The 23328-nt window shown below is 72.0% G+C and carries 24 protein-coding genes and 1 riboswitch; of the genes, 12 read left to right on the forward strand and 12 right to left on the reverse strand.

All coding sequences use genetic code 11. From position 1 onward, the window contains the following. Positions 1-10: 10 nt before the first annotated feature. Both ABT137_RS37910 and ABT137_RS37915 read right to left on the reverse strand, forming a co-directional pair. A complete protein-coding gene (locus tag ABT137_RS37910; protein ID WP_351715902.1) occupies positions 11-604 on the reverse strand; it encodes a hypothetical protein in 594 nt (197 codons plus the stop codon). Beyond that, on the reverse strand, positions 597-1376 hold the full coding sequence (locus ABT137_RS37915) for an alpha/beta hydrolase (RefSeq protein ID WP_351715904.1): 780 nt from the start codon (positions 1374-1376) through the stop codon (positions 597-599). Before ABT137_RS37915 ends, ABT137_RS37910 begins: the two co-directional genes overlap by 8 nt. A 174-nt stretch (positions 1377-1550) precedes the next feature. On the opposite strand from ABT137_RS37915, the gene ABT137_RS37920 reads away from it, so the two are divergent. From ABT137_RS37920 to ABT137_RS37935, 4 genes are all read left to right on the forward strand, one after another. Continuing rightward, a complete protein-coding gene (locus ABT137_RS37920; RefSeq protein WP_351715906.1) occupies positions 1551-2288 on the forward strand; it encodes a lysophospholipid acyltransferase family protein in 738 nt (245 codons plus the stop codon). A gap of 67 nt (positions 2289-2355) precedes the next feature. Then, on the forward strand, positions 2356-3570 hold the full coding sequence (gene macS / locus ABT137_RS37925) for a MacS family sensor histidine kinase (RefSeq protein ID WP_351715908.1): 1215 nt from the start codon (positions 2356-2358) through the stop codon (positions 3568-3570). Beyond that, the gene (locus ABT137_RS37930; protein WP_351715910.1) at positions 3567-4229 is read left to right on the forward strand and encodes a response regulator; all 663 of its coding nucleotides are present in this window, start codon (positions 3567-3569) and stop codon (positions 4227-4229) included. The genes macS and ABT137_RS37930 overlap by 4 nt, the downstream gene beginning before the upstream one ends. Positions 4230-4374: 145 nt before the next feature. Then, positions 4375-5403 (forward strand): 6-phosphofructokinase, encoded by a 1029-nt coding sequence (locus ABT137_RS37935; protein WP_351715912.1) that lies wholly within the window; start codon positions 4375-4377, stop codon positions 5401-5403. 66 nt (positions 5404-5469) lie between these two features. Here ABT137_RS37935 and ABT137_RS37940 read toward each other — a convergent pair whose 3' ends face one another. Together ABT137_RS37940 and ABT137_RS37945 are read right to left on the reverse strand one after the other, a co-directional pair. Further along, on the reverse strand, positions 5470-7350 hold the full coding sequence (locus ABT137_RS37940) for an anthranilate synthase family protein (RefSeq protein ID WP_351715914.1): 1881 nt from the start codon (positions 7348-7350) through the stop codon (positions 5470-5472). A 108-nt stretch (positions 7351-7458) separates the two neighbouring features. Continuing rightward, the gene (locus ABT137_RS37945; protein WP_073943045.1) at positions 7459-7515 is read right to left on the reverse strand and encodes a trp operon leader peptide; all 57 of its coding nucleotides are present in this window, start codon (positions 7513-7515) and stop codon (positions 7459-7461) included. A gap of 106 nt (positions 7516-7621) precedes the next feature. On the opposite strand from ABT137_RS37945, the gene ABT137_RS37950 reads away from it, so the two are divergent. Together ABT137_RS37950 and ABT137_RS37955 are read left to right on the forward strand one after the other, a co-directional pair. Further along, positions 7622-8974 carry a class II 3-deoxy-7-phosphoheptulonate synthase gene (locus ABT137_RS37950; RefSeq protein ID WP_351715916.1) on the forward strand — a complete coding sequence of 451 codons (1353 nt, stop codon included), beginning with the start codon at positions 7622-7624 and terminating at the stop codon, positions 8972-8974. Positions 8975-9122: 148 nt separating this feature from the next. After that, positions 9123-9356 (forward strand): (2Fe-2S)-binding protein, encoded by a 234-nt coding sequence (locus tag ABT137_RS37955; protein ID WP_351715918.1) that lies wholly within the window; start codon positions 9123-9125, stop codon positions 9354-9356. Position 9357: 1 nt separating this feature from the next. Here the strand turns inward: ABT137_RS37955 and bfr are convergent, their stop codons facing one another. Then, positions 9358-9840: a bacterioferritin gene (gene bfr / locus ABT137_RS37960; protein ID WP_351715920.1), complete on the reverse strand. Its 483-nt coding sequence runs from the start codon at positions 9838-9840 to the stop codon at positions 9358-9360. A 182-nt stretch (positions 9841-10022) separates the two neighbouring features. Between bfr and ABT137_RS37965 the strand changes: the two genes are divergently transcribed. Further along, the gene (locus tag ABT137_RS37965; RefSeq protein ID WP_351715922.1) at positions 10023-10655 is read left to right on the forward strand and encodes a sulfite oxidase-like oxidoreductase; all 633 of its coding nucleotides are present in this window, start codon (positions 10023-10025) and stop codon (positions 10653-10655) included. A 20-nt stretch (positions 10656-10675) separates the two neighbouring features. Here ABT137_RS37965 and ABT137_RS37970 read toward each other — a convergent pair whose 3' ends face one another. From ABT137_RS37970 to thiO, 5 genes are all read right to left on the reverse strand, one after another. After that, positions 10676-11554, reverse strand: a complete 879-nt coding sequence (locus ABT137_RS37970; RefSeq protein ID WP_351715924.1) for a deoxyribonuclease IV — start codon at positions 11552-11554, stop codon at positions 10676-10678. A gap of 34 nt (positions 11555-11588) precedes the next feature. Beyond that, entirely contained in the window at positions 11589-13547 is a 1959-nt protein-coding gene (gene pknB, locus ABT137_RS37975) for a Stk1 family PASTA domain-containing Ser/Thr kinase (RefSeq protein WP_351715926.1), read from the reverse strand. 262 nt (positions 13548-13809) lie between these two features. Continuing rightward, positions 13810-14604, reverse strand: coding sequence for a thiazole synthase (locus ABT137_RS37980; RefSeq protein WP_351715927.1), 795 nt, complete (start codon positions 14602-14604; stop codon positions 13810-13812). A gap of 5 nt (positions 14605-14609) precedes the next feature. After that, positions 14610-14822 carry a sulfur carrier protein ThiS gene (thiS, locus tag ABT137_RS37985; RefSeq protein ID WP_351715929.1) on the reverse strand — a complete coding sequence of 71 codons (213 nt, stop codon included), beginning with the start codon at positions 14820-14822 and terminating at the stop codon, positions 14610-14612. Further along, on the reverse strand, positions 14819-15988 hold the full coding sequence (gene thiO, locus ABT137_RS37990) for a glycine oxidase ThiO (RefSeq protein ID WP_351715931.1): 1170 nt from the start codon (positions 15986-15988) through the stop codon (positions 14819-14821). The genes thiS and thiO overlap by 4 nt, the downstream gene beginning before the upstream one ends. Next, positions 15986-16097, reverse strand: a riboswitch (TPP riboswitch). It overlaps the preceding gene by 3 nt. Positions 16098-16238: 141 nt before the next feature. Between thiO and ABT137_RS37995 the strand changes: the two genes are divergently transcribed. From ABT137_RS37995 to ABT137_RS38015, 5 genes are all read left to right on the forward strand, one after another. After that, positions 16239-17474: an NAD(P)/FAD-dependent oxidoreductase gene (locus ABT137_RS37995; protein WP_351715932.1), complete on the forward strand. Its 1236-nt coding sequence runs from the start codon at positions 16239-16241 to the stop codon at positions 17472-17474. Between the two features lie 110 nt (positions 17475-17584). Next, positions 17585-17950: an Rv2175c family DNA-binding protein gene (locus tag ABT137_RS38000; protein ID WP_217544598.1), complete on the forward strand. Its 366-nt coding sequence runs from the start codon at positions 17585-17587 to the stop codon at positions 17948-17950. Between the two features lie 33 nt (positions 17951-17983). Next, complete coding sequence (gene thiE / locus ABT137_RS38005; RefSeq protein ID WP_351715934.1) at positions 17984-18631, forward strand: thiamine phosphate synthase; 648 nt, start codon at positions 17984-17986, stop codon at positions 18629-18631. Positions 18632-18767: 136 nt separating this feature from the next. Further along, the gene (gene metF / locus ABT137_RS38010; RefSeq protein WP_351715936.1) at positions 18768-19691 is read left to right on the forward strand and encodes a methylenetetrahydrofolate reductase [NAD(P)H]; all 924 of its coding nucleotides are present in this window, start codon (positions 18768-18770) and stop codon (positions 19689-19691) included. 56 nt (positions 19692-19747) lie between these two features. Then, complete coding sequence (locus ABT137_RS38015) at positions 19748-20764, forward strand: SCO2102 family sporulation regulator (RefSeq protein WP_351715938.1); 1017 nt, start codon at positions 19748-19750, stop codon at positions 20762-20764. 21 nt (positions 20765-20785) lie between these two features. Here ABT137_RS38015 and ABT137_RS38020 read toward each other — a convergent pair whose 3' ends face one another. Next, positions 20786-22300, reverse strand: coding sequence for a phytoene desaturase family protein (locus ABT137_RS38020; protein ID WP_351715940.1), 1515 nt, complete (start codon positions 22298-22300; stop codon positions 20786-20788). A gap of 47 nt (positions 22301-22347) precedes the next feature. Then, the gene (locus ABT137_RS38025) at positions 22348-22962 is read right to left on the reverse strand and encodes a DUF4126 domain-containing protein (protein ID WP_351715941.1); all 615 of its coding nucleotides are present in this window, start codon (positions 22960-22962) and stop codon (positions 22348-22350) included. Positions 22963-23328 lie beyond the last annotated feature (366 nt).

Below are 23328 nucleotides of genomic sequence, written 5' to 3' on the forward strand. Positions count from 1 at the left end.
CGCGGATCGGTCAGACGACGGCTCCCCGCCCGGGGTCGCCGTCCTCCTCGTCGTCGGTCTTCATCCTGGTCACCAGCGTGACGAACCCGCCGAGGAAGCCGCCGATGCCCAGCGTCGCCAGCCACCAGGTCATGTCCCAGCCCAGCAGCACCGCGAGCAGCAGCAGGATCGGGCCGCCCACCACGCCCAGCCAGGCGAACTTGGCCGTGACGTCGGCCTCCGGCAGCGGCGGCGGATCGGGCGGCACGAAGTGCCCCTCGTCGTCCTCGTCGAAGTCGTCCTCGGACGGCTCCGGCGCCGTGTAGTCACGCGGGCCGCCCACCCCGGGCGCGAAGGAGACCGAACCGCCCAGCGGCCGCACGGGCCGCTGCTCCTCGGCCGCCCCGGCCCCCGTCCCGGCGGCCTCGGCGCCCGCGTCGCTCTCGTCCTCGTCCATCGCCGGCAGCGCGAGGTCCTTCACCGGCTTGAAGGGCGTCGTGCCCGGCGGGTCCGGCGGCTCGTCGCCGTACCCCGCGACGATCGCCGCCCAGGCGGCCGCCTCGTCGAAGGGCACCCCCGTATCGTCCGGCTCGCGGTCCTCGCGGTCGGAGTCGTGCTCAGCCAACTGCGGCCGTCCCTTCCTTGCCGACACTGGGTGCGAGCCGACCGACGAAGGCGAGGCTCTCCTCGAAGATCCGGTCCGCGTCATGGTCCAACGTCGCCACGTGGTAACTCTGTTCCAGCACGACCTCCGTTACGTCCGTGGACGACACCCGGCTCAGGATCCGGGCGGAATCCACCGCCGGAACCACATGGTCCTCGGTGCTGCGCAGGAGCAGCAGCGGCTGGGTCACCTGCGGCAGCTCCTTGTCCACCTGGCGGAAGAAGTTCCGCAGCGAGTGCGCGCTGTGCAGCGGCACCCGGTCGTACCCCGTCTCCGCGGCGCCCGGCTTGGCGAGGTCGCTGGCGATGCCCTTCGTCGTGCGCACGAGATGCCGGGCCACCGGAAGGGCGTACGCCGACAGGCCGTGCACCTTGTTCGCCGGGTTGACGATCACCACGCCGTCCACACCCGTACCGTTCCGCGCGGCCAGCCGGAGGGCCAGCGTGCCGCCCATGGACAGGCCCGCCACGAACACCTGGGAGCAGCGCTCGCGCAGCAGCCGCAGCTCGCGGTCCACCTCCGCGTACCAGTCCTGCCAGCCGGTGACCGCCAGGTCCTCCCAGCGGGTGCCGTGGCCGGGCAGCAGGGGCAGGGACACGGTCAGGCCGTGTGCCGCATGGTGTTCCGCCCAGGGGCGCAGCGACTGCGGCGAGCCGGTGAAACCGTGGCAGAGGAGGACGCCGGCCTCCCCGCCGTCATGGCGGTACGGCTCGGCTCCGGGGAGAACCGGCACCTTCGGTCTCCAATTCTTTCGATTTCGTTCGAGGGGGCGGAACTGCGAGAGCCATGGACGACGACTCCAGTTGTGCTTCACCGTACGCGACGGCACTGACACCGACCAGGGTCGTCGGGCTCATTCCCGGCGCTCCGGGTTAAGGTCTGATCGACGGAAACAGGAGGCACTCGGTTGTTGTACGGCGCGATGAAGGTCGCCATCGGGGGACCGTTGAAGGTCACCTTCAGGCCCTGGGTGGAGGGCCTGGACAACGTCCCGGCCGAGGGCCCGGCGATCCTGGCGAGTAACCACCTGTCCTTCTCGGACTCGTTCTTCCTGCCCGCGGTGCTGGACCGCAAGGTCACCTTCATCGCGAAGGCCGAGTACTTCACCACGCCCGGGCTGAAGGGCCGCCTCACGGCCGCCTTCTTCAAGGGCGTCGGCCAGCTCCCGGTGGACCGCTCCGGCGCGCGCGGCGCCGGCGAGGCCGCGGTGCAGAGCGGCATAGACGTGCTGGAGCGGGGCGAGCTGTTCGGCATCTACCCGGAGGGCACCCGCTCGCCCGACGGCCGCCTCTACCGGGGCAAGCCCGGCGGCCTCGCGCGCGTGGCGCTCGCGACCGGCGCCCCGGTCGTCCCGGTCGCCATGATCGACACGGAGAAGATCCAGCCGCCGGGGCAGGTGATGCCCAAGCTGATGCGACCGGGCATCCGGATCGGCAAGCCGCTGGACTTCAGCCGTTACCAGGGCATGGAGCACGACCGGTTCGTGCTGCGCGCGGTGACCGACGAGGTCATGTACGAGATCATGAAACTTTCCGGCCAGGAGTACGTGGACATCTACGCGACGGCCGCCAAGCGGCAGATCGCGGAGGCCGCCAAGGCCGAGAAGGACGCGGCGAAGGCCGAGAAGAAGGCCGCCGAGTCCTAGACCGGCGACAGGGGGACCCGCGGCCGGGGGGACCGGCAGCCGGGGACGGGCAGGGGGACTGGGGGACATGAGCAAGCGGGAACGCGTCATACGGATGTCGGTCGAGCAGCCGCTGTGGCGTGCCCTCACCGGCTACCGCGTGCTGACCCTGCTGTACGCGATCGGCCTGTTCGCCTCGGCCTACGACGACTACGACCGCGCGGGCGTCGCCATCGCCTACTACGCCGTCCTGGCCGTCTGGACGCTGGCGACCCTGCCCCGCGTGCAGAACGCGGCGGCCTGCACCAAACGCTTCCTCGCCGTCGACCTCGCCATCGCGCTCACCGGCATCGTGCTGACCCCCTGGGTGGTCACCCAGGGCCACATCGACCGGGGCGGCCCGACCCTGCCGTCGATCTGGACCGCCGGCTCGGTCCTCGCCTACGCCCTCAAGGGCGGCTGGCGCTGGGCCGCGTTCGCCTCCACGCCGGTGGCCGCCGCCAACCTGATCGAGCGCGGCCACCCGGCCCGCGACACCGTCCACAACGTGATCCTGGTCTGGGTCGCCTCCATCGCCATCGGGTACGTCGTCGAGGTCGCCCGCGCCTCCGAGCGCACCCTCGCCCGCGCCCTGGAGATCGAGGCGGCGACCCGGGAACGGGAGCGGCTCGCCCGGGACATCCACGACGGCGTCCTCCAGGTGCTCGCCATGGTGCAGCGGCGCGGCGCGGACCTCGGCGGCGACGCGGCCGAACTGGGCCGGCTGGCGGGCGAGCAGGAGGTGGCCCTGCGGACGCTGGTCTCCGGCGGCCTGGTGCCGCCCTCGCGGCTCTCGGAGGACGAGGCCGAGGGCGCCGTCGTACGCCTGGTCGAGGAGCCGGACGACGGCGGTCCCGTCGACCTGCGCACGCTGCTCTCGCGGTACGCCGGATCCCGGGTCAGCCTCGCCGAGCCCGGCGCGCCGGTGGAGCTGCCGCCGGGCGCCGCACGCGAGTTGGCCGCCGCCGTCGGTGCCGCCCTGGACAATGTGCGCAGGCATGCGGGCGAGGCGGCGCGGGCCTGGATCCTGGTCGAGGACGAGCCCGGCGAGGTCGTGGTGACCGTACGGGACGACGGCCCCGGCATCCCGGAGGGGCGGCTCGCCCAGGCCGAGGGGGAGGGGCGGCTCGGGGTGGCCCAGTCGATCCGGGGGCGGCTGCGCGACCTCGGCGGCAGCGCCGAGCTGTTCTCGACTCCCGGGCAGGGCACGGAAGTAGAGCTGAAGGTACCGAAGGTCTCCCCGGGGAAGGCGGAGCGGCGATGAGCATCAAGGTCATGGTGGTCGACGACCACCCCATGTGGCGGGACGCGGTCGCCCGGGACCTGACCGAGTCCGGTTTCGAGGTGGTCGCCACCGCCGGGGACGGCGACCAGGCGGTGCGCCGTGCCAAGGCCGCCGCACCCGACGTCCTCGTCCTGGACCTCAACCTGCCGGCCAAGCCGGGCGTCCAGGTCTGCAAGGAACTCGTCGGCCACAACCCGGCGTTGCGGGTCCTGGTCCTCTCCGCGAGCGGGGAGCACGCCGACGTCCTGGAGGCGGTGAAGTCCGGCGCGACCGGCTACCTGCTGAAGTCGGCCTCGACGGAGGAACTCCTCGACGCGGTCCGCCGTACCGCCGTCGGCGACCCGGTGTTCACGCCCGGCCTCGCCGGTCTGGTCCTCGGCGAGTACCGCCGGCTGGCCTCCGAGCCCGCCCCGGAAGCGGACCCCGACCGGCCCGACGCGCCCCGGCTCACCGACCGTGAGACCGAGGTGCTGCGGCTGGTCGCCAAGGGCCTGAGCTACAAGCAGATCGCCGAGCGCCTGGTCATCTCCCACCGCACGGTCCAGAACCACGTCCAGAACACCCTCGGCAAGCTCCAGCTGCACAACAGGGTGGAGCTGGTGCGGTACGCGATAGAGGCCGGCCTCGACGACGACTGAGCCGACGACTGATCTGATCTTCGGGCGGCGCGTAAACCAACCGCCCGACAATTCACCGGAATTGCCCTTCCGCGCCCATCCCTGTGTGAGCTGGATCACCATTAGCGTGAGTCCCACCAGGCAACCGCGGCGAAGGGACATTTCCATGCGGGTCGGAGTACTGACCGGAGGCGGCGACTGCCCCGGGCTCAACGCCGTCATCCGGGGCATCGTCCGCAAGGGCGTGCAGGAGTACGGCTACGACTTCGTCGGCTTCCGGGACGGCTGGCGCGGCCCCCTCGAAGGCGACACCGTCCGCCTCGACATCCCCGCCGTACGCGGCATCCTGCCCCGCGGCGGCACCATCCTCGGCTCCTCGCGGACCAATCCGCTCAAGCAGGAGAACGGCATCCGCCGGATCAAGGACAACCTCGCCAAACTGGAGGTCGACGCGCTGATCGCGATCGGCGGCGAGGACACCCTCGGCGTCGCCGCCCGCCTCACCGACGAGTACGGCGTGCCCGTCGTCGGCGTGCCGAAGACCATCGACAACGACCTGTCCGCCACCGACTACACCTTCGGCTTCGACACCGCGGTCGGCATCGCCACCGAGGCCATCGACCGGCTGCACACCACCGCCGAGTCCCACATGCGGGTCCTGGTCTGCGAGGTGATGGGCCGGCACGCCGGCTGGATCGCCATCCACTCCGGCCTCGCCGGCGGCGCCAACGTCATCCTCATCCCCGAGCAGCGCTTCGACGTCGACCAGGTGTGCGCCTGGGTCACGTCCCGCTTCAAGGCGTCGTACGCCCCGATCGTGGTCGTCGCCGAGGGCGCCATGCCGAAGGACGGCGAGCTGGTCCTCAAGGACGGGACGCTGGACTCCTTCGGGCACGTCCGGCTCTCCGGGGTCGGCGAGTGGCTGGCCAAGGAGATCGAGAAGCGCACCGGCAAGGAGGCCCGGACCACCGTCCTCGGGCACATCCAGCGCGGCGGCACGCCCAGCGCCTTCGACCGCTGGCTGGCCACCCGCTTCGGCCTGCACGCCGTCGACGCCGTCCGCGACGGGGACTTCGGCAAGATGGTCGCGCTGCGCGGGACCGACATCGTCCGGGTGCCGATCGCGGAGGCCACGGCCAAGCTGAAGACCGTCGACCTGAAGCTGTACGAGGAGGTCGGGGTGTTCTTCGGCTGACAGCCGCCGACCATCTCTCCTCGGCCCGCGCGCCGTCACGGCCACCGTGACGGCGCGCGCCCTGTGCTACCGGACCGGCCGCCCCTCGGAGAACGTGCCGCTGTCACGCAGCTGACCGATCAGCTCGCGCACCACGGCGGCGCCGTTCAGCGTGAGGATCGACTCCGGGTGGAACTGCACCCCGGCGAAGCCAGGCCCCCGCACCGCGTGCACCTCGCCGTTGTCCGCCCGGCTCACCTCGACCCCGTGCGCCGCCAGCTCCCGCGCCGCCTCCTCGTCGCAGCGGGCCACGAAGCTGTTGTAGAAGCCGACCGTCTCCGGCCGCCCGAACAGGTCCACGGTCGTCTGCGCCCCCTGGTAGGGCACCTCCTTGCGGACGATCTCCAGCCCCAGCTCCGCCGCGATCAGCTCGTGCCCGAGACAGACGCCCAGCACCCCGTGCCGGTGCTCCCGGATCACGGTCGCCGCCAGCTCCCGCAGGATCCGCATCTTCGGATCATCCGGGTCGGAGGGGTCACCGGGCCCCGGGCCGAGCACCACCGGGCCCTCGTGCGCGAGCACGGCCGCCCGCAGCCCCGGCTCGTCGTACCGCCGGACGGTGACGTCGAGCCCGCCGGCCCGCAGCACGTGCGCGAGCATCGCCGTGAACGTGTCCTCGCCGTCCACCACGAGCGCGTGCCCGGCCAGCTCGCCGGTCCGCTCCTGCATCCGCAGCCAGAACGGCGCCAGGGAGGCCCGCCGCCCGTCCAGCGCGGCCCGCACCTGCGGGTCGTCGGCCAGCCGCGGTCCCGTCCGCTCCGCGCGCGGCCGGGCCGGCCGTACCCCGAGGGCCGCCAGCACGCCCGCCGCCTTGGCGTGCGTCTCGGCGACCTCGCTCGCCGGGTCCGAGCCGCGTACCAGGGTGGCGCCGACGGGCACCCGCAGCCGGCCGTCCGCGTCGATGTCGGCGGTGCGGATCAGGATGGGGGAGTCCAGGGTCTGGGCGCCGCCGGAATCACGCCCCAGCAGGGCCAGCGCACCCGCGTAGTAGCCGCGGCCGCCCACCTCGTGCCGCTCGATCACCCGGCAGGCGTTCTGCACCGGCGACCCCGTGACGGTCGCCGCGAACATGGTCTCCTTCAGGACCTCCCGCACGTCCAGCGAGGACCGGCCGCGCAGCTCGTACTCGGTGTGCGCGAGGTGCGCCATCTCCTTCAGCCGCGGCCCGACGACCACACCGCCCATGTCGCCCACCGTGCACATCATCTTGAGCTCCTCGTCGACGACCATCGACAGCTCCTCGATCTCCTTGCCGTCGGCGAGGAAGTCGAGCAGATGTTCGGGGGTGGGGCCCTCGGCGGGATAGCGGTACGTGCCGCTGATCGGGTTCATCACCACCGTGCCGCCGGACATCCGCACGTGCACCTCCGGACTGGCGCCGACCAGCGTCCGGTCCCCGGTGTATACGACGAACGTCCAGTACGCGCCCCGCTCGCCCTCCAGCAGCCGGCGGAACAGAGCCAGCGCGTCGGCACGCCCGAAGCCCGGGATCCGGCCCTCGTACGTCCGCCGGATCACGAAGTTCGCACCCTCGCCCCGGCCGATCTCCTCGCGCAGCACCCGGCCGACGATCTCCGCGTACGCGTCGTCGTCGACGTCGAAGGCGCCCGACTCGACGTGGACGTCGTGGGTGGGGAGGGCGGCGAGGGCCGCGTCGAGTGGAATGTGACATACCACTGTCGGGGTCAGTACCAGCAGCGGCGTCCCGTCGTCCCGCACGTCGAACCCCCGCTCCCGGATCTGCCGGTACGGGATCAGCGCGAGCCCCTCCTCGGGCAGGTCGGCGAGCCGGTCGTGGGCGGTCACCGGGCCGAGCAGGAGCTCCACCGTGTTCTCGTCGTGGCCGGGGGTGCGGCGGCGGAGCAGGGCGAAGGGGCGGTCGTCGTGGAGAAGCTGGTTCAGGTCCATGGTTCCTCTGCGGTCCTTGTCAGGTGAGACAGGTGGGAGAGGAACGGCCCCGGAAACGCCGAAGGCCGCCCCTCCGGGCGGCCTTCGCGAAGTCTTGCGTACGCGCAGTCAGTGGGCCGCCGGAGAAGCGGTCCACCACCAGTTCTGGTTCGAATGCGCGAACATGCGGGAAACCCTACCCCACCCCGCGCCCTGTCCACAGGGCAATCGCGGCGTCTCACCAGTCGAGCCGGAGGAAAATATGGCGACACGACCCCGTAATGTTTACGAGGTGACCGTGAACGCTAAGACCAGCCTCGGCGCTGGCAACACCTGGCGAAACCTGCCCGCGGCGCAGCAGCCCGAGTACCCCGACCCCGAGGCTCTGCGCAAGGTCGTTGCGGAGCTGGAGTCGTATCCGCCCCTCGTCTTCGCGGGCGAGTGCGACCAGCTGCGCGCCCGGATGGCGGCCGTCGCCAAGGGCGAGGCGTTCCTCCTCCAGGGCGGCGACTGCGCCGAAGCCTTCGACGCGGTGTCCGCCGACCACATCCGCAACAAGCTCAAGACCCTCCTCCAGATGGGTGCCGTACTGACGTACGCCGCGTCGGTGCCCGTGGTGAAGGTGGGGCGGATCGCCGGCCAGTACAGCAAGCCGCGCTCCAAGCCGACCGAGACCCGCGACGGCGTGACGCTGCCGACCTACCGCGGCGACTCCGTCAACGGCTTCGACTTCGACGAGGCCTCGCGGATCCCGGACCCCGAGCGGCTGAAGCGGATGTACAACGCCTCCGCCTCGACGCTGAACCTGGTGCGCGCCTTCACCACCGGCGGCTACGCGGACCTGCGTCAGGTGCACGCCTGGAACCAGGACTTCGTGAAGTCCTCCCCGTCCGGCCAGCGCTACGAGCAGCTCGCCCGCGAGATCGACAACGCGCTGAACTTCATGCGGGCCTGCGGCGCGGAGCCCGAGGAGTTCAAGACGGTCGAGTTCTTCTCCTCGCACGAGGCGCTGCTGCTGGACTACGAGTCCGCCCTGACCAGGGTCGACTCGCGCACCGGCAAGCTGTACGACGTCTCCGCGCACATGGTGTGGATCGGCGAGCGCACCCGGCAGCTGGACGGGGCGCACATCGAGTTCGCCTCGAAGATCCGCAACCCGATCGGTCTCAAGCTCGGCCCGGCGACGACCGCCGAGGAGGCGCTGAAGTACATCGACCGCCTCGACCCGGACCGCGAGCCGGGCCGGCTGACCTTCGTCGTCCGGATGGGCGCGGACAAGGTCCGCGACAAGCTCCCCGAGCTGGTCGAGAAGGTCACCGCCTCGGGCGCCACCGTGGCCTGGGTGACCGACCCGATGCACGGCAACACCTTCGAGGCGGCCTCGGGCCACAAGACCCGCCGCTTCGACGACGTGCTCGACGAGGTCAAGGGCTTCTTCGAGGTCCACAAGACCCTCGGCACCCACCCGGGCGGCATCCACGTCGAGCTCACCGGCGACGACGTCACCGAGTGCGTGGGCGGCGGCGACGAGATCTTCGTCGACGACCTGCACCAGCGCTACGAGACGGCCTGCGACCCCCGGCTGAACCGCAGCCAGTCCCTGGACCTGGCGTTCCTCGTCGCGGAGATGTACCGGGACCAGTAGCCGGTCGCTGTGTGAAGTGGGGCGCGGATCACAGATGATCCGCGCCCCTTCCACTTTTGCGCTCGCCGGGTGATGGGTAAGGTTAGGTTTGCCTCACCGACCAATCGGGACGGCACCACTGATCGATCCCGGCGGGAGGTGAATCCGCGTGTACGTCTGCAGCTGCTTCGGGGTGACCGAGGCGCAGGTCAAGCAGCATGCGGAGGACGGTGCCTGCACCCCCCGCCAGATAGCGTCCGCCTGCAAGGCGGGCACGGACTGCGGTTCGTGCGTCCGACGCATCCAGGCGATTCTCGGCCGGGGCGCCTGCCCCCGCCGCGAGCTCGCCGACCAGGGCCGCCCGGTGCTCTCCGGACTCGAAGCGCTCGACGAAGCCGCGTGAGTCAGCTGCTCTCGGGCTGCTCGATGATCTGCGAGATGTAGAGCGCCTCGCCGAGCTTCTCCACCAGCTCCAGCTGGGTGTCGAGGTAGTCGATGTGGTGCTCCTCGTCCTCCAGGATGTCCTCGAAGATGTTCGCGGACGTGATGTCGCCCTTCTCGCGCATCATCTTGATCCCGCGCTTGAGGCGGTCGATCGCCTCCACCTCGATCTGCCGGTCGGCCTCGAACATCTCCTTGACGGTCTGCCCCACGCGGACGTGGAACAGCCGCTGGTAGTTGGGCAGCCCCTCCAGGAACAGGATCCGGTCGGTGAGCACCTCGGCGTGCTTCATCTCGTCGAACGACTCGTGCCGGGTGTACTTCGCGAGCTTGTACCAGCCGAAGTTCTCCTGCATCTTCGCGTGCAGGAAGTACTGGTTGATCGCGGTGAGCTCACCGGTGAGCTGTTCGTTGAGGGATTCGATGACCTCGGGGTCGCCCTGCATCGCAGAGGCTCCTTCCATGGACTGGGGTGTGTGCGGCGCATGATTGCACCGGCATAGAAGATCGTCCAGTAAGTGCGTACTTAGTAAATAAGTCCATGCTTGGCATTAGTTGACCGATTTGCTGATCTCTGGGGGGTCTGCCTGGTCAGGTGCACCGCCCGAGGTCTGTCAGGATGGAAGGCATGGGTCATCCGGTGGAGCGCGCGTCTCGGGAAACCGCGGGAGCCGAGCTTCCGCCGGGACAGCGACTGCAACGCGGCTGGCCGGTCACGCACTACGGCCCGGTGCCCAGGTTCCGGCCCGAGCGCTGGGAGTTCCGGGTCTTCGGCGCCACCGCCGACGGCGGCGCGCACGTCTGGAACCACGAGCAGTTCACGGCCCTGCCGTACACCACCGTGGTCGCCGACCTGCACTGTGTGACGAAGTTCAGCATGCTCGGCGCGGAGTGGGGCGGGATCCCGGCACGGACCGTCCTGGAGCTCGCGCCGCCCGCTCCCGATGTCACCCATGTGATGGTCTGGGCGGAGTACGGCTTCAGCTCCAACCTGCGCCTCGCGGACTTCGCCGCCGAGGGCGCCCTCTTTGCCACCCACAAGGACGGTGAACTCCTCACCGCCGAGCACGGCTTCCCGGTCCGCCTGGTCGTCCCTCACCTGTACGCCTGGAAGGGCCCCAAGTGGGTCCGCGGCGTCGAGTACATGACCGCCGACCGCCGCGGCTTCTGGGAGGAGCGCGGCTACCACAACATCGGCGACCCCTGGAAGGAACAGCGCTACTCCTACCAGGAGGGACCGGGGGACGGCCCGGAACTCTGAGCCGTCGGTGACGGGCCGGCTCAGGTCTCCCGGAGCCGCTTGAGGCGCTCGACGTCGGCCGCGTGCCCCTCCTTGCCGCCGGGCGTCTCGATGATCAGCGGTACGCCCGCGGTCGCCGGGTGGGTCATCAGCGCGCGGAACGGGTCCTCTCCGATGTGCCCGGCGCCGATGTTCTCGTGCCGGTCCTTGTGCGCGCCCACCACGTCCTTCGAGTCGTTGGCGTGGATCAGCTTCAGCCGCCCCTCGCCGACGGTCGCCACCAGCAGGTCCAGCGTCTGGTGCATCCCGCTCGGCCCGGTCAGGTCGTGCCCGGCGGCGAAGATGTGGCAGGTGTCCAGGCAGACGCCCAGCTTCGGATGGGCGTCCAGCGCCTCGAAGTACGGGCCGAAGTCCCAGGTCCGCGAGCAGAGCGAGGCGCCCTGTCCGGCGGTGGACTCCAGGAGCAGGAACGGGTCGTCGTCATGGGTCAGCTCGTCGAGCAGCGGCAGCAGACGCGTCCGCACCTGCTTCAGCGCCACGTCCCGGGCCCGGCCGCCGGTCGCGCTGCCGGTGTGCACGACCACCCCGAGCGCCCCGATCTCCCGGCCGCGCCGCAGCGAGTGCCGCAGCGACTCCACCGACCGCTCCACGGTCGCCTCGGTGTGCGAGCCGAAGTTGATCAGGTACGGGGCGTGCACATACGCCGGGATCGCCCCCTCCGCACAGGCCGCGCGGAACGCCTCGTCCTGCTTCGGGCTGCCCGCCGGGGTGGCCCAGCCGCGCGGGTTGGCGACGAAGACCTGCACGGTCTCGGCCTTCAGCTCACGGGCGTACGACAGCCCCACGGAGTGCAGACCGCCGGCCACCGGGACGTGGCCGCCGACGGGGTTGCGGGCGGGACCTGACTGCTGACTCTTCACCCGTCAAGGGTGTCACGGCGCGGCCCGCCCCCGGTCAGCGGATGGTGATGGTGATCGTCGACCCCTTGGGTGCCTGCTCCCCGGCGTCCACCGACTGCTTCTTCACGGTGTCGCCGAACAGCCCGATCAGCCCGCGGTTCTCCTTGACCTGGAAACCGGACTGCTCCAGCAGCTTGGTCGCGTCGTCCACGGTGGCCCCGACCACGTTCGGCACCTCGACCAGCTCGGGGCCCTTGGACAGCGTCAGCGTGACGGTGTCGCCCTCGGCGGCCTGCGCGTCGCCCGCCGGGGTCTGCTGGGCGACCTGCCCCTGGTCGTACTCGGAGTTGATCTCGGTGGCGGACACCGTCACCTTCAGCCCGGCCTCCTGGAGCTCCTGCCGGGCGTCGTCCAGGTCGTCGCCGGTGACGTCGGGGACGTCGACCGGGGCACCCTTGCTGACGACGAGTGCGATCGCGGTCCCCGCGTGCCGCTCGGTCCCGGCCCCCGGGTCGGACGAGATGACCGACCCCTTGGCCACCTCCTCGCTGAACTCCCGTGTCACCATGCCCGGTTCGAGCCCGTTGGCGGTCAGCAGCAGCTTGGCCCTGGCCAGCGTCCGCCCCTGCACGTCCGGCACGTTCACCGTCTCGGGGCCGTCCGAGATGGTCAGCGTCACCGAGTCGTTGCTGCGGATGCGCTTGCCGGCCGCCGGGTCGCTGCTGATCACCGTGCCGCGCTTCACCGTGTCGCTGTAGGCGTGCTCGACCGACCCGACGTCGAGCCCGGCCTGCTTCAGCCGCGTGGTGGCCTGGGCCTCGGTCTTCGACAGCAGCGGCGGGACCTTGGTGAACTGCCCGGAGTTGATGTACCAGACGCCGGCGCCGGCACCGAGGAGGACCAGTACGGCGACGACCAGCGACACCAGCCCGCGCCGGGACCGGCGGCCCCCGCGCCGCCGGTCGGATGGGGGTGCCCCCGCGCGAGCGAAGCCGAGCGTGGGGGAGGGCGGCGACGCGAACCGGCTGGTCCGCAGCACCCCCTCGTCCTCCTCGTTGACGGGCAGCGGCCGGGGCACCGTCAGCGACCGGGGTATGACACTGGTCCGGTCCTCGGCGATGTCGTGCGCGTCCGCCAGCGCCTGCGGCGGCAGGGCGTCCAGCTGCTCGGCACGGAGCGCGCCGCGCGCCTCCCGCAGCAGGGCGAGCAGCGCGACGGCGTCGGGCGGCCGGACCGCGGGACTGCGGGCGGTCCCGAGGGCGACCAGCTCGTCCAGCTCGTAGGCGAGCCCCGGCACGACGGCGGACGGAGCCGGCACGTCCTCGTGCAGGTGCTTGTAGAGGATCACCGCGGGTGAATCCGAGTCGTGCGGCTTCTGCCCGGTGAGCATCTCGTACAGCACGACACCGCACGCGTAGACGTCGACGCGCGGATCGGCGGCCCCGCTCTCGACCTGCTCGGGCGCGAGGTACGACACGGTGCCGAGCACGACGCCGGTCGTACTGGTGACGGAGTCCACGGACCGCACCAGACCGAAGTCCGCGACCTTGACCCGCCCGTCGTCCCCTATCAACACGTTCTCGGGCTTCATGTCCCGGTGCACGAACCCGGCCCGGTGCGCGGCGCCCAGCGCGGCCAGCACCGGCTCCAGGATGTCCAGCGCGGCCCGCGGCTGCAGCGCGCCGCGCTCGCGCAGCACGTCACGCAGGGTGCAGCCGGCGACGTACTCCATGGCGAGATACACGTACGACCGGTCGGCCCCCTGGTCGTAGACCTGCACGACGTTCGGGTGGGCCAGCCGGGCGACCGACTTGGCCTCCCGGATGAACCTCTCGACGAAGGACCCGTCGGCGGCGAGCGCCGGGTGCATCACCTTCAGCGCGAGCACACGGTCCAGCCGGACGTCCAGGGCCCGGTAGACCGTGGCCATCCCGCCGACGGCGATCCGCGCGTCGACGCGATACCGGCCGTCGAGCACCTGCCCGACGAGGGGGTCCTGAAGGGTCGTATCCACCCAGCGAGTGTACGAGCACCGACTGACACCCCCACAGGTGAGACCGCTTTCCCCGGGGGACTGCAGCGCACCTGTGACGCTTTGCACCTGGCTGAAATATGCACCTGTCCACCCGCAGCCACCGACGGCGCCCGGCCCCGGGCATGCTGCCCACCCACCCGCAGCCGCCGACGGCGCCCGGCCCCCACGGGAGAGTCCCGCTTGTCAGCAGACGGTTTCGGGCGGTGCGTGGGTGGGAGAGCAGACGGGAGCGGGCCGGTGTTCAGAACGCAGGGCGCTCGGGGTCCAGCACGGCCAGGCCCTCCGCAGGAGACGACGCCTCCGCGAGGTACCGACGGGGAATCCGCCCCGCCAGCCGGGCCAGCCGCCCCGCCTCCACCCCGGCCCGCATGGCGTGAGCCATCCGCTCGGGATCCTGCGCCCGCGTCACCGCCGACGCCAGCATCACCCCGGCACACCCCAGCTCCATCGCCAGCGCCGCGTCCGACGCCGTACCGGCCCCCGCGTCCAGGATCACCGGCACCCGCGCGTGCTCGACGATCAGCTGGAAGTTGTGCGGGTTGCGGATCCCGAGTCCCGATCCGATCGGCGACCCGAGCGGCATCACCGCGGCGCACCCCACGTCCTCCAGCTTCCGGGCCAGCACGGGATCGTCGTTCGTGTACGGCAGCACCGTGAACCCGTCGTCCACCAGCGTCTCCGCCGCGTCCAGCGTCTCGACCGGGTCCGGCAGCAGCGTCCGTTCGTCGGCGATGACCTCCAGCTTGATCAGATCGGTCCCCAGCGCCTCCCGCGCCAGCCGGGCCGTCAGTACGGCCTCCCCGGCGGTGTAGCAGCCCGCCGTGTTGGGCAGCACCCGGATCCCGAGCCGCTCCAGGACCGACAGCACGGAGCCCCGTACCCCCGGGTCCACCCGCCGCATCGCGACCGTGGTCAGCTCGGTCCCGGACGCGACGAGCGCCCGCTCCAGCACCTCCAGGCTGGGCGCACCCCCGGTACCCATGATCAGCCGGGAGGAGAACGTCGTACCCCCGAGGACGAACGGATCGTCGGCCATGGCGCTCAGCCTCCCTGCACGGCGGTCAGGACTTCCACGCGGTCACCGTCGGCGAGCCCGGTCGTCGCCCACTGCCCGCGCGGTACGACGGTCTCGTTGACTGCCGCGGCCACCCCGGAGGGCGCGGCCGTGAGGGACCGTACGAGTGAGTCGAGAGCGGTGCCCGGGGCGATCTCCCGGCGCTTCCCGTTGACGGAGATGGTGACGGAGATGTTCATGCGGTCTGCTCCACGAGTACGCCGGGAACGGGGTCGAAGCGCCTCGGCGTGAACGGACGGGCCTCCGGCGGCAGCGCGCCGCCGGCCAGCAGCTCCGCCATCACGTCTCCGGTGACCGGCGTGAGCAGCACCCCGTTGCGGTAGTGGCCGGTGGCCAGCAGCAGTCCGTCGAGGCGGGTCGGCCCGAGCAGCGGCGCGTTGTCGGGGGAGCCGGGGCGCAGTCCGGCCCGGGTCTCGGTCAGGGGCAGCTCGGTGATCCCGGGCACCAGCTCGTGCGCGTCGCGCAGCAGCTCGTACACGCCGCCCGCGGTGACCGTCGTGTCCCAGCCCAGCTCCTCGCTGGTCGCGCCGACGACCAGCTCGCCGTTCTCCCGGGGCACCAGGTAGACGTTCCCGCCGCGCACCACGGCCCGTACGGTCCGGCTGAGGAACGGCGCGTACCGGGCGGGCACGGTCAGCCGCAGCACCTGCCCCTTCACCGGCCGTACCGGCGGCAGCACGTCGTCGGGCACGCCCGCCAGCTGCCCGCTCAGGCTGCCGCCGGCGAGCACCACCTGCTCGGCGCCCAAGGCCGCACCCGCACGGGTGACGACACCGGCGGCCCGCTCCCGTACCACCTCCAGGCGCTCGGCCCAGTCGCGATGGAGCACCACCCCGGCCCGCTCGCACGCGGCCACCAGCGCGGCCGCCAGCCGGCGCGGGTCGATCTGGTGGTCGCCGTCGACCCGCAGCCCGCCGCGCACGCCGGGCGCGAGCATCGGCTCCAGGCGCCGGCACTCCCGCCCGGACAGCCACTCGGACTCCAGACCCGACTGCTGCTGGAGGGCGTGCAACTCGCGCAGATGCGCCCGGTCGTCGGCGTCCAGCGCGACCGCGAGCGTGCCGCAGCGCCGGTAGCCGAGGTCGTGGCCGGTGAGCTCGGTCAGCTCGGCGGCGAAGCCGGGATAGCGGCGGGCGGAGGCCAGGTTGAGCCCCAGCAGGGTCTGCTCGCCGTAGTGCAGTTCGGTGACCGCGGCCAGCATCCCGGCCGCGACCTGCGCGGCCCCGCCGCCGGGCCCGGGGTCGACCACGGTGACGGCGAGCCCGCGCTGAGCCGCCCGCCAGGCCGTGACCAGGCCGATGATTCCGCCCCCGATGACGAGGACGTCGGACGTACGTGAGGACATGGGCGTCCAGCCCCTCCCTTCGCCGGCATGACCCGGATCAGGTTCGTACGGTCGGAGGCCGCCAGCCTCCCTCTCAGCCCGGTGCGTCCGGGCTCCCGCGTGTGCTTCCCCGCCACCCTAGCCCGCGGGGCTCCGCCCGGGTAAGACGGCCTCGGACGGCGCTGTGGACGGTGCTGTGGAAGAGGTCACTCGCCACGACCCCTGACTGACTCTTTGTCAGTTGTCTATCGTTCTTGTCTATGGTGATCACGTGAGCGAGCAGACGCAGGGACGGAGCACGTCACAGACGCGGCGCGTGGTCGTCGTGGGCGCGGGGATGGCCGGGGTGCAGACCGCCGTCGCCCTGCGCGAGCAGGGGTTCACCGGGACCGTCACGCTGATCGGCGCCGAGCCGCACCAGCCGTACGACCGGCCGCCGCTCTCCAAGGCCGTGCTGCTCGGCAAGTCGGAGGGCTCCGCCTTCGAGGTCGACTTCGAGGCGCTCTCCATCGAGCTGTCGCTCGGCCGCGAGGCACTGGGCGTGCGCACCGCCGACCACGAGCTGGACACCGAGGCCGGCCCGGTGCCGTACGACGTCCTGGTTCTCGCCACCGGTGCCGAGCCGATCACGCTGCCCGGCACCGAGGGGGTGCCCGGCGTCCATCTGCTGCGCACCCTGGACGACGCCGAGCGGCTGCGGCCCGTGCTCGCCCGGCAGCACGACATCGTGGTCGTCGGCGCAGGCTGGATCGGCGCCGAGTTCGCCACCGCGGCCCGCGAGGCCGGCTGCGCGGTCACCGTCGTCGAGGCCGCCGACCGCCCGCTCGCGGGAGCGCTCCCCGCCGAGGTCGCCGCGCCGATGGCCGCCTGGTACGCGGACAGCGGCACCGACCTGCGCACGCACGCGCGCGTGGCGGGCGTCGAGCCCGGCGCGGTGGTGCTCGACGACGGCTCGCGGCTGCCCGCGGGCGCCGTCGTGGTCGGCATCGGCGCCCGCCCCGCCACCGCCTGGCTGGCCGGCTCCGGCATCGAGCTGGGCGCGCACCGCGAGGTGCTCGCCGACGACCGGCTGCGCACCTCCGTCCCCGACGTCTACGCGGTCGGCGACTGCGCCTCCTTCCCGTCCGGCCGCTACGGCGAGCGCCTGCTGATCCACCACTGGGACAACGCCCTCCAGGGCCCGCGCACGGTCGCCGCCAACATCCTCGGTGAGACCGACGCGGTCTACGACCCGGTGCCGTACTTCTGGTCGGAACAGTTCGGCCGCTTCGTCCAGTACGCCGGCCACCACGCCGCCGCCGACCGCATGGTCTGGCGCGGCGACTCTTCCGGCCCGTCCTGGAGCGTCTGCTGGCTCCGCGAGGACCGCCTGGTCGCCCTGTTGGCGGTAGGCCGCCCCCGAGACCTGGCCCAGGGCCGCCGCCTGATCGAGGCGGGCCGTCAGATGGACCCGGAGGCTCTGTCCGACCCCGCCCGCCCCTTGAAAAACGCGACTGCAACCCCCTAAAGGGGCGCGGGGAACTGCGCGACCAGCCCCCACACACCCGCACCCGACCACCGACACGTACCCGGCACCACCCATCGCGGCCAACCCGGCAGAACGCCTACCCTTGTCCCGTGACCGAGATTGACACGAACATCGATGCTCTCGTCCCCGCCTGGCTCACCCTCCCCGACATCGCAGAGATGATGGACGTCGAGGTGACGCGCGTGCGGCAGCTGGTCAAGGAGGGCCAGCTCATCGCCGTCCGCCGTGGTGAGAACAAGGCACTGCACGTCCCCGCCGCCTTCATCGACGGGGACAAGGTCGTCAAGGGCCTGACCGGCACCTTGACGCTCCTGCGGGACGACGGCTTCACGGACGAAGAGATGCTGGAGTGGCTCTTCACTCCCGACGAGACCCTGCCCGGCACCCCCGCGCAGGCGCTCAGCGAGAATCGCGGTACGGAGGTGAAGCGCCGCGCCCAGGCGCTCGCCGTCTGAGGCAGCCAGTACCGACACAACGGGGGACCACCGATGACCGACACCGCCCGCGCCCAGCTGGCCGACGCCCGGCTCTACCTGTGCACGGACGCCCGTAAGGAGCAGGGCGACCTCGCCGAGTTCCTGGACGCGGTCCTGGCGGGCGGTGTCGACATCGTGCAGCTGCGCGACAAGGGAATGGAGGCGGCCGAGGAGCTGGAGCACCTCGCCGTGTTCGCCGACGCCTGCGCCCGGCACGGCAAGCTGCTCGCGGTCAACGACCGCGCGGACGTGGCCCACGCGGCCGGCGCCGACGTGCTCCACCTCGGCCAGGGCGACCTGCCGGTCCCGGCCGCCCGCGCGATCCTCGGCCCGGACGTCCTGATCGGCCGCTCCACGCACGCCGAGACCGAGGCCGCCGCGGCCGCCGCCCAGGACGGCGTGGACTACTTCTGCACCGGCCCCTGCTGGCCCACCCCCACCAAGCCCGGCCGCCCCGCCCCCGGCCTCGGCCTGGTGCGGTACACCGCCGCGCTGGGCACCGACCGCCCCTGGTTCGCCATCGGCGGCATCGACCTCGGCAACCTCGACCAGGTGCTGGAGGCGGGCGCCCGCCGGGTGGTCGTGGTCCGCGCGCTCACCGCGGCCGACGACCCGGGCGCGGCGGCGGCCGAGTTCGCGAAGCGCCTGCGGTCGCTGTAGCCGCAGCGGCAGCGTGGCGCCCGGCTGTCCGGAAACTTGTCCAGTATGCGGACGCGGGGTCCGCAAGAGGTCGACAATTCGGGCAAATGTCCCGAGTGCGGTTGGGTGACCGCCCGCCCCTAGCTAACCTGCGGGTATGGCCCTAGGAACCGCATCCACCAGGACTGACCGCGCACGCACCGTGCGCGACATGCTCGCCAGCGGCAAGACCACGTACTCGTTCGAGTTCTCGGCGCCGAAGACCCCCAAGGGCGAGCGGAACCTGTGGAGCGCGCTCCGGCGGGTCGAGGCGGTCGCCCCCGACTTCGTCTCCGTGACCTACGGCGCCGGCGGTTCCACCCGCGCGGGCACGGTCCGGGAGACCCAGCAGATCGTCGCGGACACCACGCTCACCCCGGTCGCCCACCTCACCGCGGTCGACCACTCGCTGGCCGAACTGCGCAACATCATCGGCCAGTACGCGGACGCCGGGATCCGCAACATGCTCGCCGTGCGCGGCGACCCGCCCGGCGACCCGATGGGGGAGTGGGTGGCGCACCCGCAGGGTCTGACCTACGCGGCCGAACTCGTCCGTCTCATCAAGGAGTCGGGCGACTTCTGTGTGGGCGTCGCCGCCTTCCCGGAGATGCACCCGCGCTCCAGCGACTGGGACACCGACGTCCGGCACTTCGTCGACAAGTGCCGCGCGGGCGCCGACTACGCCATCACGCAGATGTTCTTCCAGCCCGAGTCGTACCTTCGCCTTCGCGACCGGGTCGTCGCGGCCGGCTGCGAGACTCCGGTGATTCCGGAAATCCTGCCCGTCACCAGTGTGAAGATGCTGGAACGGCTGCCCAAACTCAGCAACGCGGCCTTCCCGGAAGCCCTGAAAGAGCGGATCCTCACAGCGAAAGACGATCCGGCGGCGGTACGCTCCATTGGCATCGAACACGCCACGGAGTTCTGTGCGCGGCTGCTGGCCGAGGGAGTGCCAGGACTGCACTTCATCACGCTCAACAATTCCACGGCGACGCTGGAAATCTACGAGAACCTGGGCCTGCACCATCCCCCGCGGGCCTAGACCGGCCGCACCGGAGTAGGACACACTGCGTAGCGGTCACAGGGAGAGGGGCGTACATGGGCTGGACGGTCCTCTACGTAGCGTTCGGCATCGTCGCGCTGTGGTTGCTCGGCGAGGTGCTGCTGCAGTACAAGGCGCGGCTGCGCTGGCGGCTGCTCGCCTTCGTCGGCTTCCTCGGGGTCGTCTTCGGTGTCCTGATCCCGTCGGTCATCGTGATCGGTGTGGGTGCGATCGCCTTCGCGGTCGGCCAGACCTACGTCACGCTGTCGTTCCGCCGCGGCTTCGAGGCCGGCTGGGCGGTCAAGCGCCCCGGTGCGGACGGTGACGGCGGCGGCCCGACCAAGCGCCGCCGCGGCGAGCCGGACGAGGACGAGAACCCGGGGCTGGAGGCCACCGACCCGGACGCGGCCGACGCCGCCTACGCCGAGCAGCAGGGCGCCTACGCCGCGGCCGGCGGCAACCCGTCCTACGGCGGTGACGAGTACGACCGCGACGACGTGTTCACCCCGGCGGCCCGCACCATGGAGCCCGGCGCGGCCGAGACCACCACGGTGTACGAGCCGCAGCCGATGCCCGAGGACACCGGCTCCTACGGCGTCTACCGCGACGCCGGCTACGCGGCCACCGGCGACCAGCAGGCCGCCTACGCGACCGCCGGCCAGGACCAGGCGTACGCCACCCAGGGCACCGACCAGAACTACGCCTACGACTACTCCGGCTACGGCCAGCAGCAGTACGGCTACGACACGAGCGGCGGCCAGCAGCAGTACGCCAACTACTCCGACCCGTACATCGGCAACCAGACCTACGGCGGCGCCGGGTACGACCAGTCGTCGTACGGCACCCAGCAGTACGACCAGCAGGGCTACGCCCAGGGCCAGTACGGCAACGGCACCGGCGGCTACGGCGAGACCCCGGCGGGCGGTGTCTGGGTCCCGCAGCAGCGCGCCGACGAGACCTACGGCGGCGAACTCCCGCAGGAGCAGCCGTACCCCTACCAGGGCCAGGGCGACGGGCAGGGGCAGCAGCAGGGCCACCAGGGCAACGGGTACGACGAGCAGTACCGTTTCTGAACCGCTCTCGCGGCGCCCGGCTCACTGCGAGCCGCGGAACTCCGGCCCCTCCACGATCAGCCCGGCCACCAGCGCCCCCGACATGCCCGCGTGCGGCAGCCCGCCACCGGGGTGCGACCAGCCGCCCACCCGGTACAGCCCCGGCAGCCGGGTGGTGTTGGCCGGGTGCAGGAACCGCCCCTTGCCCGCGGCCAGGGCGGGAGCGGAGATCCCCCCGAACCCCGTGGCGTCCGTGGCCTGTTCCGGCAGCCGCGTCTCGTGCCAGACCAGGCGCTCCCGCAGCCCCGGGACGGCCGCCTCGGCGGCTTCGAGGAGGAAGTCCGTGTAGGCCCGGGCCGTGCCGTCCTTCTCCCAGTCGGCCTCGCCCGACAGCACCGCCGACAGCACCACGGACTCGTGCTCGTCGTCCGGTCTGAGCGCCGGGTCGGCGGGGCGCAGCACCGTCACGGTGGGGCGCACCGGCCGGTCGCCGCCGGGCGCGGTCAGCAGGTCCAGCTCGGTCTCGTCGTCCGGGGTGTGCACGACCGTGCGGTGCGCGGCACCGGCCTCGGGCCCGCCACGGAGCGCGAGCAGCACGGTGAGGCGGGCCGGGCGAGCCGCCTTCGGGTCCGCCGCCACATCACCGTCGGCGTCGAGCCGGTACCCCGTGGGCCGTGTGAGGGTGTCGAGCCGCACCGGATCCACTCCGGCCACCACATGGTCCGCGTCGACCACACTGCCGTCGGCGAGCTCCACCCCCACCGCCCGGCCGTCCTTCGCCAGCACCGCCGTGACCTCGGCGCCGAACACGAACTCGACTCTCCTGCGCACGCACCGCTCGTACACCGCACGCGCCAACTCCCGTATGCCACCGCGCACATACCAGGTGCCGAAGGCGTGCTCCAGGTAGGGCAGCACGGCCGCACTCGCCGGAGTGTCACGGGGGTTGAGGCCGTGTGCGAGCGCGTGGCTGTTCAGGAGCGCGGCGAGCCGCTCGTCGCGCAGCTCCCAGGCGCCGATCTCGGCGAGCGTGGCCGCCCGGCGCGTGCGCAGCAGCTTCTTGTGCGGGACCGACGGGTACGGCTCGCGCTCGGCCAGCACCTGCCAGTTCGGCCACAGCGGCTCCTCCAGGAGCGGGCGGCGGGTGTGGTCCCAGGCCTCCCGGGCCCGCACCAGGAAGTCGCCCCAGCGCTGCCCGGCACCGGCCCCGAGGGCCTCGTCCAGGGCGGCGACGACGCCCGCGCGGGACGCGTTCGGCAGCGACACCTGGGTGCCGTCCGCGAAGACGTGCCGGGCCGACGGGTCCACCTGGACCAGCTCGACACAGTCCTCCAGCGGCTCCTTGCCGGTCTTGACGAACAGATCGCGGTACACGGCGGGCAGCGGCAGCAGACCCGGGCCGGTGTCGAAGGCGAACCCGTCGCGCTCGAACCTGCGCACCCCGCCGCCGTACGTCTCCGTACGCTCGTACACCGTCACCCGGTGGCCCGCGACGGCCAGCCGGGCGGCCGCCGCCATGGCGCCCATCCCGGCGCCGATCACCGCAATCCGTCCCATGCCCGCGACTTTATCGACCGCCACCGACAGTCCGGTCCGGCGGGCCGTCAGCCGGGCGGCCGTCCCACCTGCGCCGCGAGCCGCCGTTCCTCCCGGCGCTGGGCGCGGCGGCGCCAGAAGCGCCGGATCCGGGAGATCAGGAACACCAGCACGATCAGGCCGGTCGCCAGCAGCACCGCCGCGATGACCGCCGCGGCCAGCGGGTGGAACATCGCGAACGACACGATCCCGGCGACCCCGAGATCCTCGGCGAAGCTCAGCACGATGTTGCTGAACGGCTCCGGCGAGGTGTTGACCGCCATCCGGGTCCCGGCCTTGACCGTGTGGCTGGCCAGCGCCGTGGAACCGCCGACCAGCCCGGCCACCACGTCGTTGAGCGAGCCGCTCTGCCCGGCGAGCAGCGCCCCGACCCAGGCTCCCGCCAGTGGCCGGATCACCGTGTGCACGGAGTCCCACACCGAGTCGACGTACGGGATCTTGTCGGCGACCGCCTCGCACAGGAACAGCACGCCCGCGACGATCAGCACCTCGGGGCGCTGCAGCGTCTCGGGGACGTCGTCGCTCAGGCCCGTCGCGCCGAAGAGACCGAGCAGCAGCACCACCGCGTAGGCGTTGATTCCGCTGGCCCAGCCGCTGGTGAAGACCAAGGGGAGTACCGACACGGACGCGATCGTAACCAGTCCGGGGCCGCGCGTCCTGGGCCTCGGTGCGCAGACCTGAGTACGGGTACCTAGGGAACGAGTTGAGTACGCGCACGGATGGGCCGCGACCTGCGGGAACGAGAGAGTGGAGACACGGAAAGGGGCGTGGGTCCGGCACCGCCGACACGGGGCGGCGGAACGGCACCGGCGCTCTTGACCGCTCCTTCCGCCGATTCGCGTCGGCGGAAGCGAGACACGGGGGAGAGGGGACCCGGGGGAACTGCGGGAAACCGGGGGAGCACGGGGGTGCACGGAAGGCGCCGGTCCGACGGCGGCTCGCGGGGGACGCGGCCGCCGGCGGCCGGCGCTTTCGCACGCCCACGCGCG

The organism is Streptomyces sp. NPDC001980 (assembly GCF_040296885.1).
GTDB lineage: Bacteria > Actinomycetota > Actinomycetes > Streptomycetales > Streptomycetaceae > Streptomyces.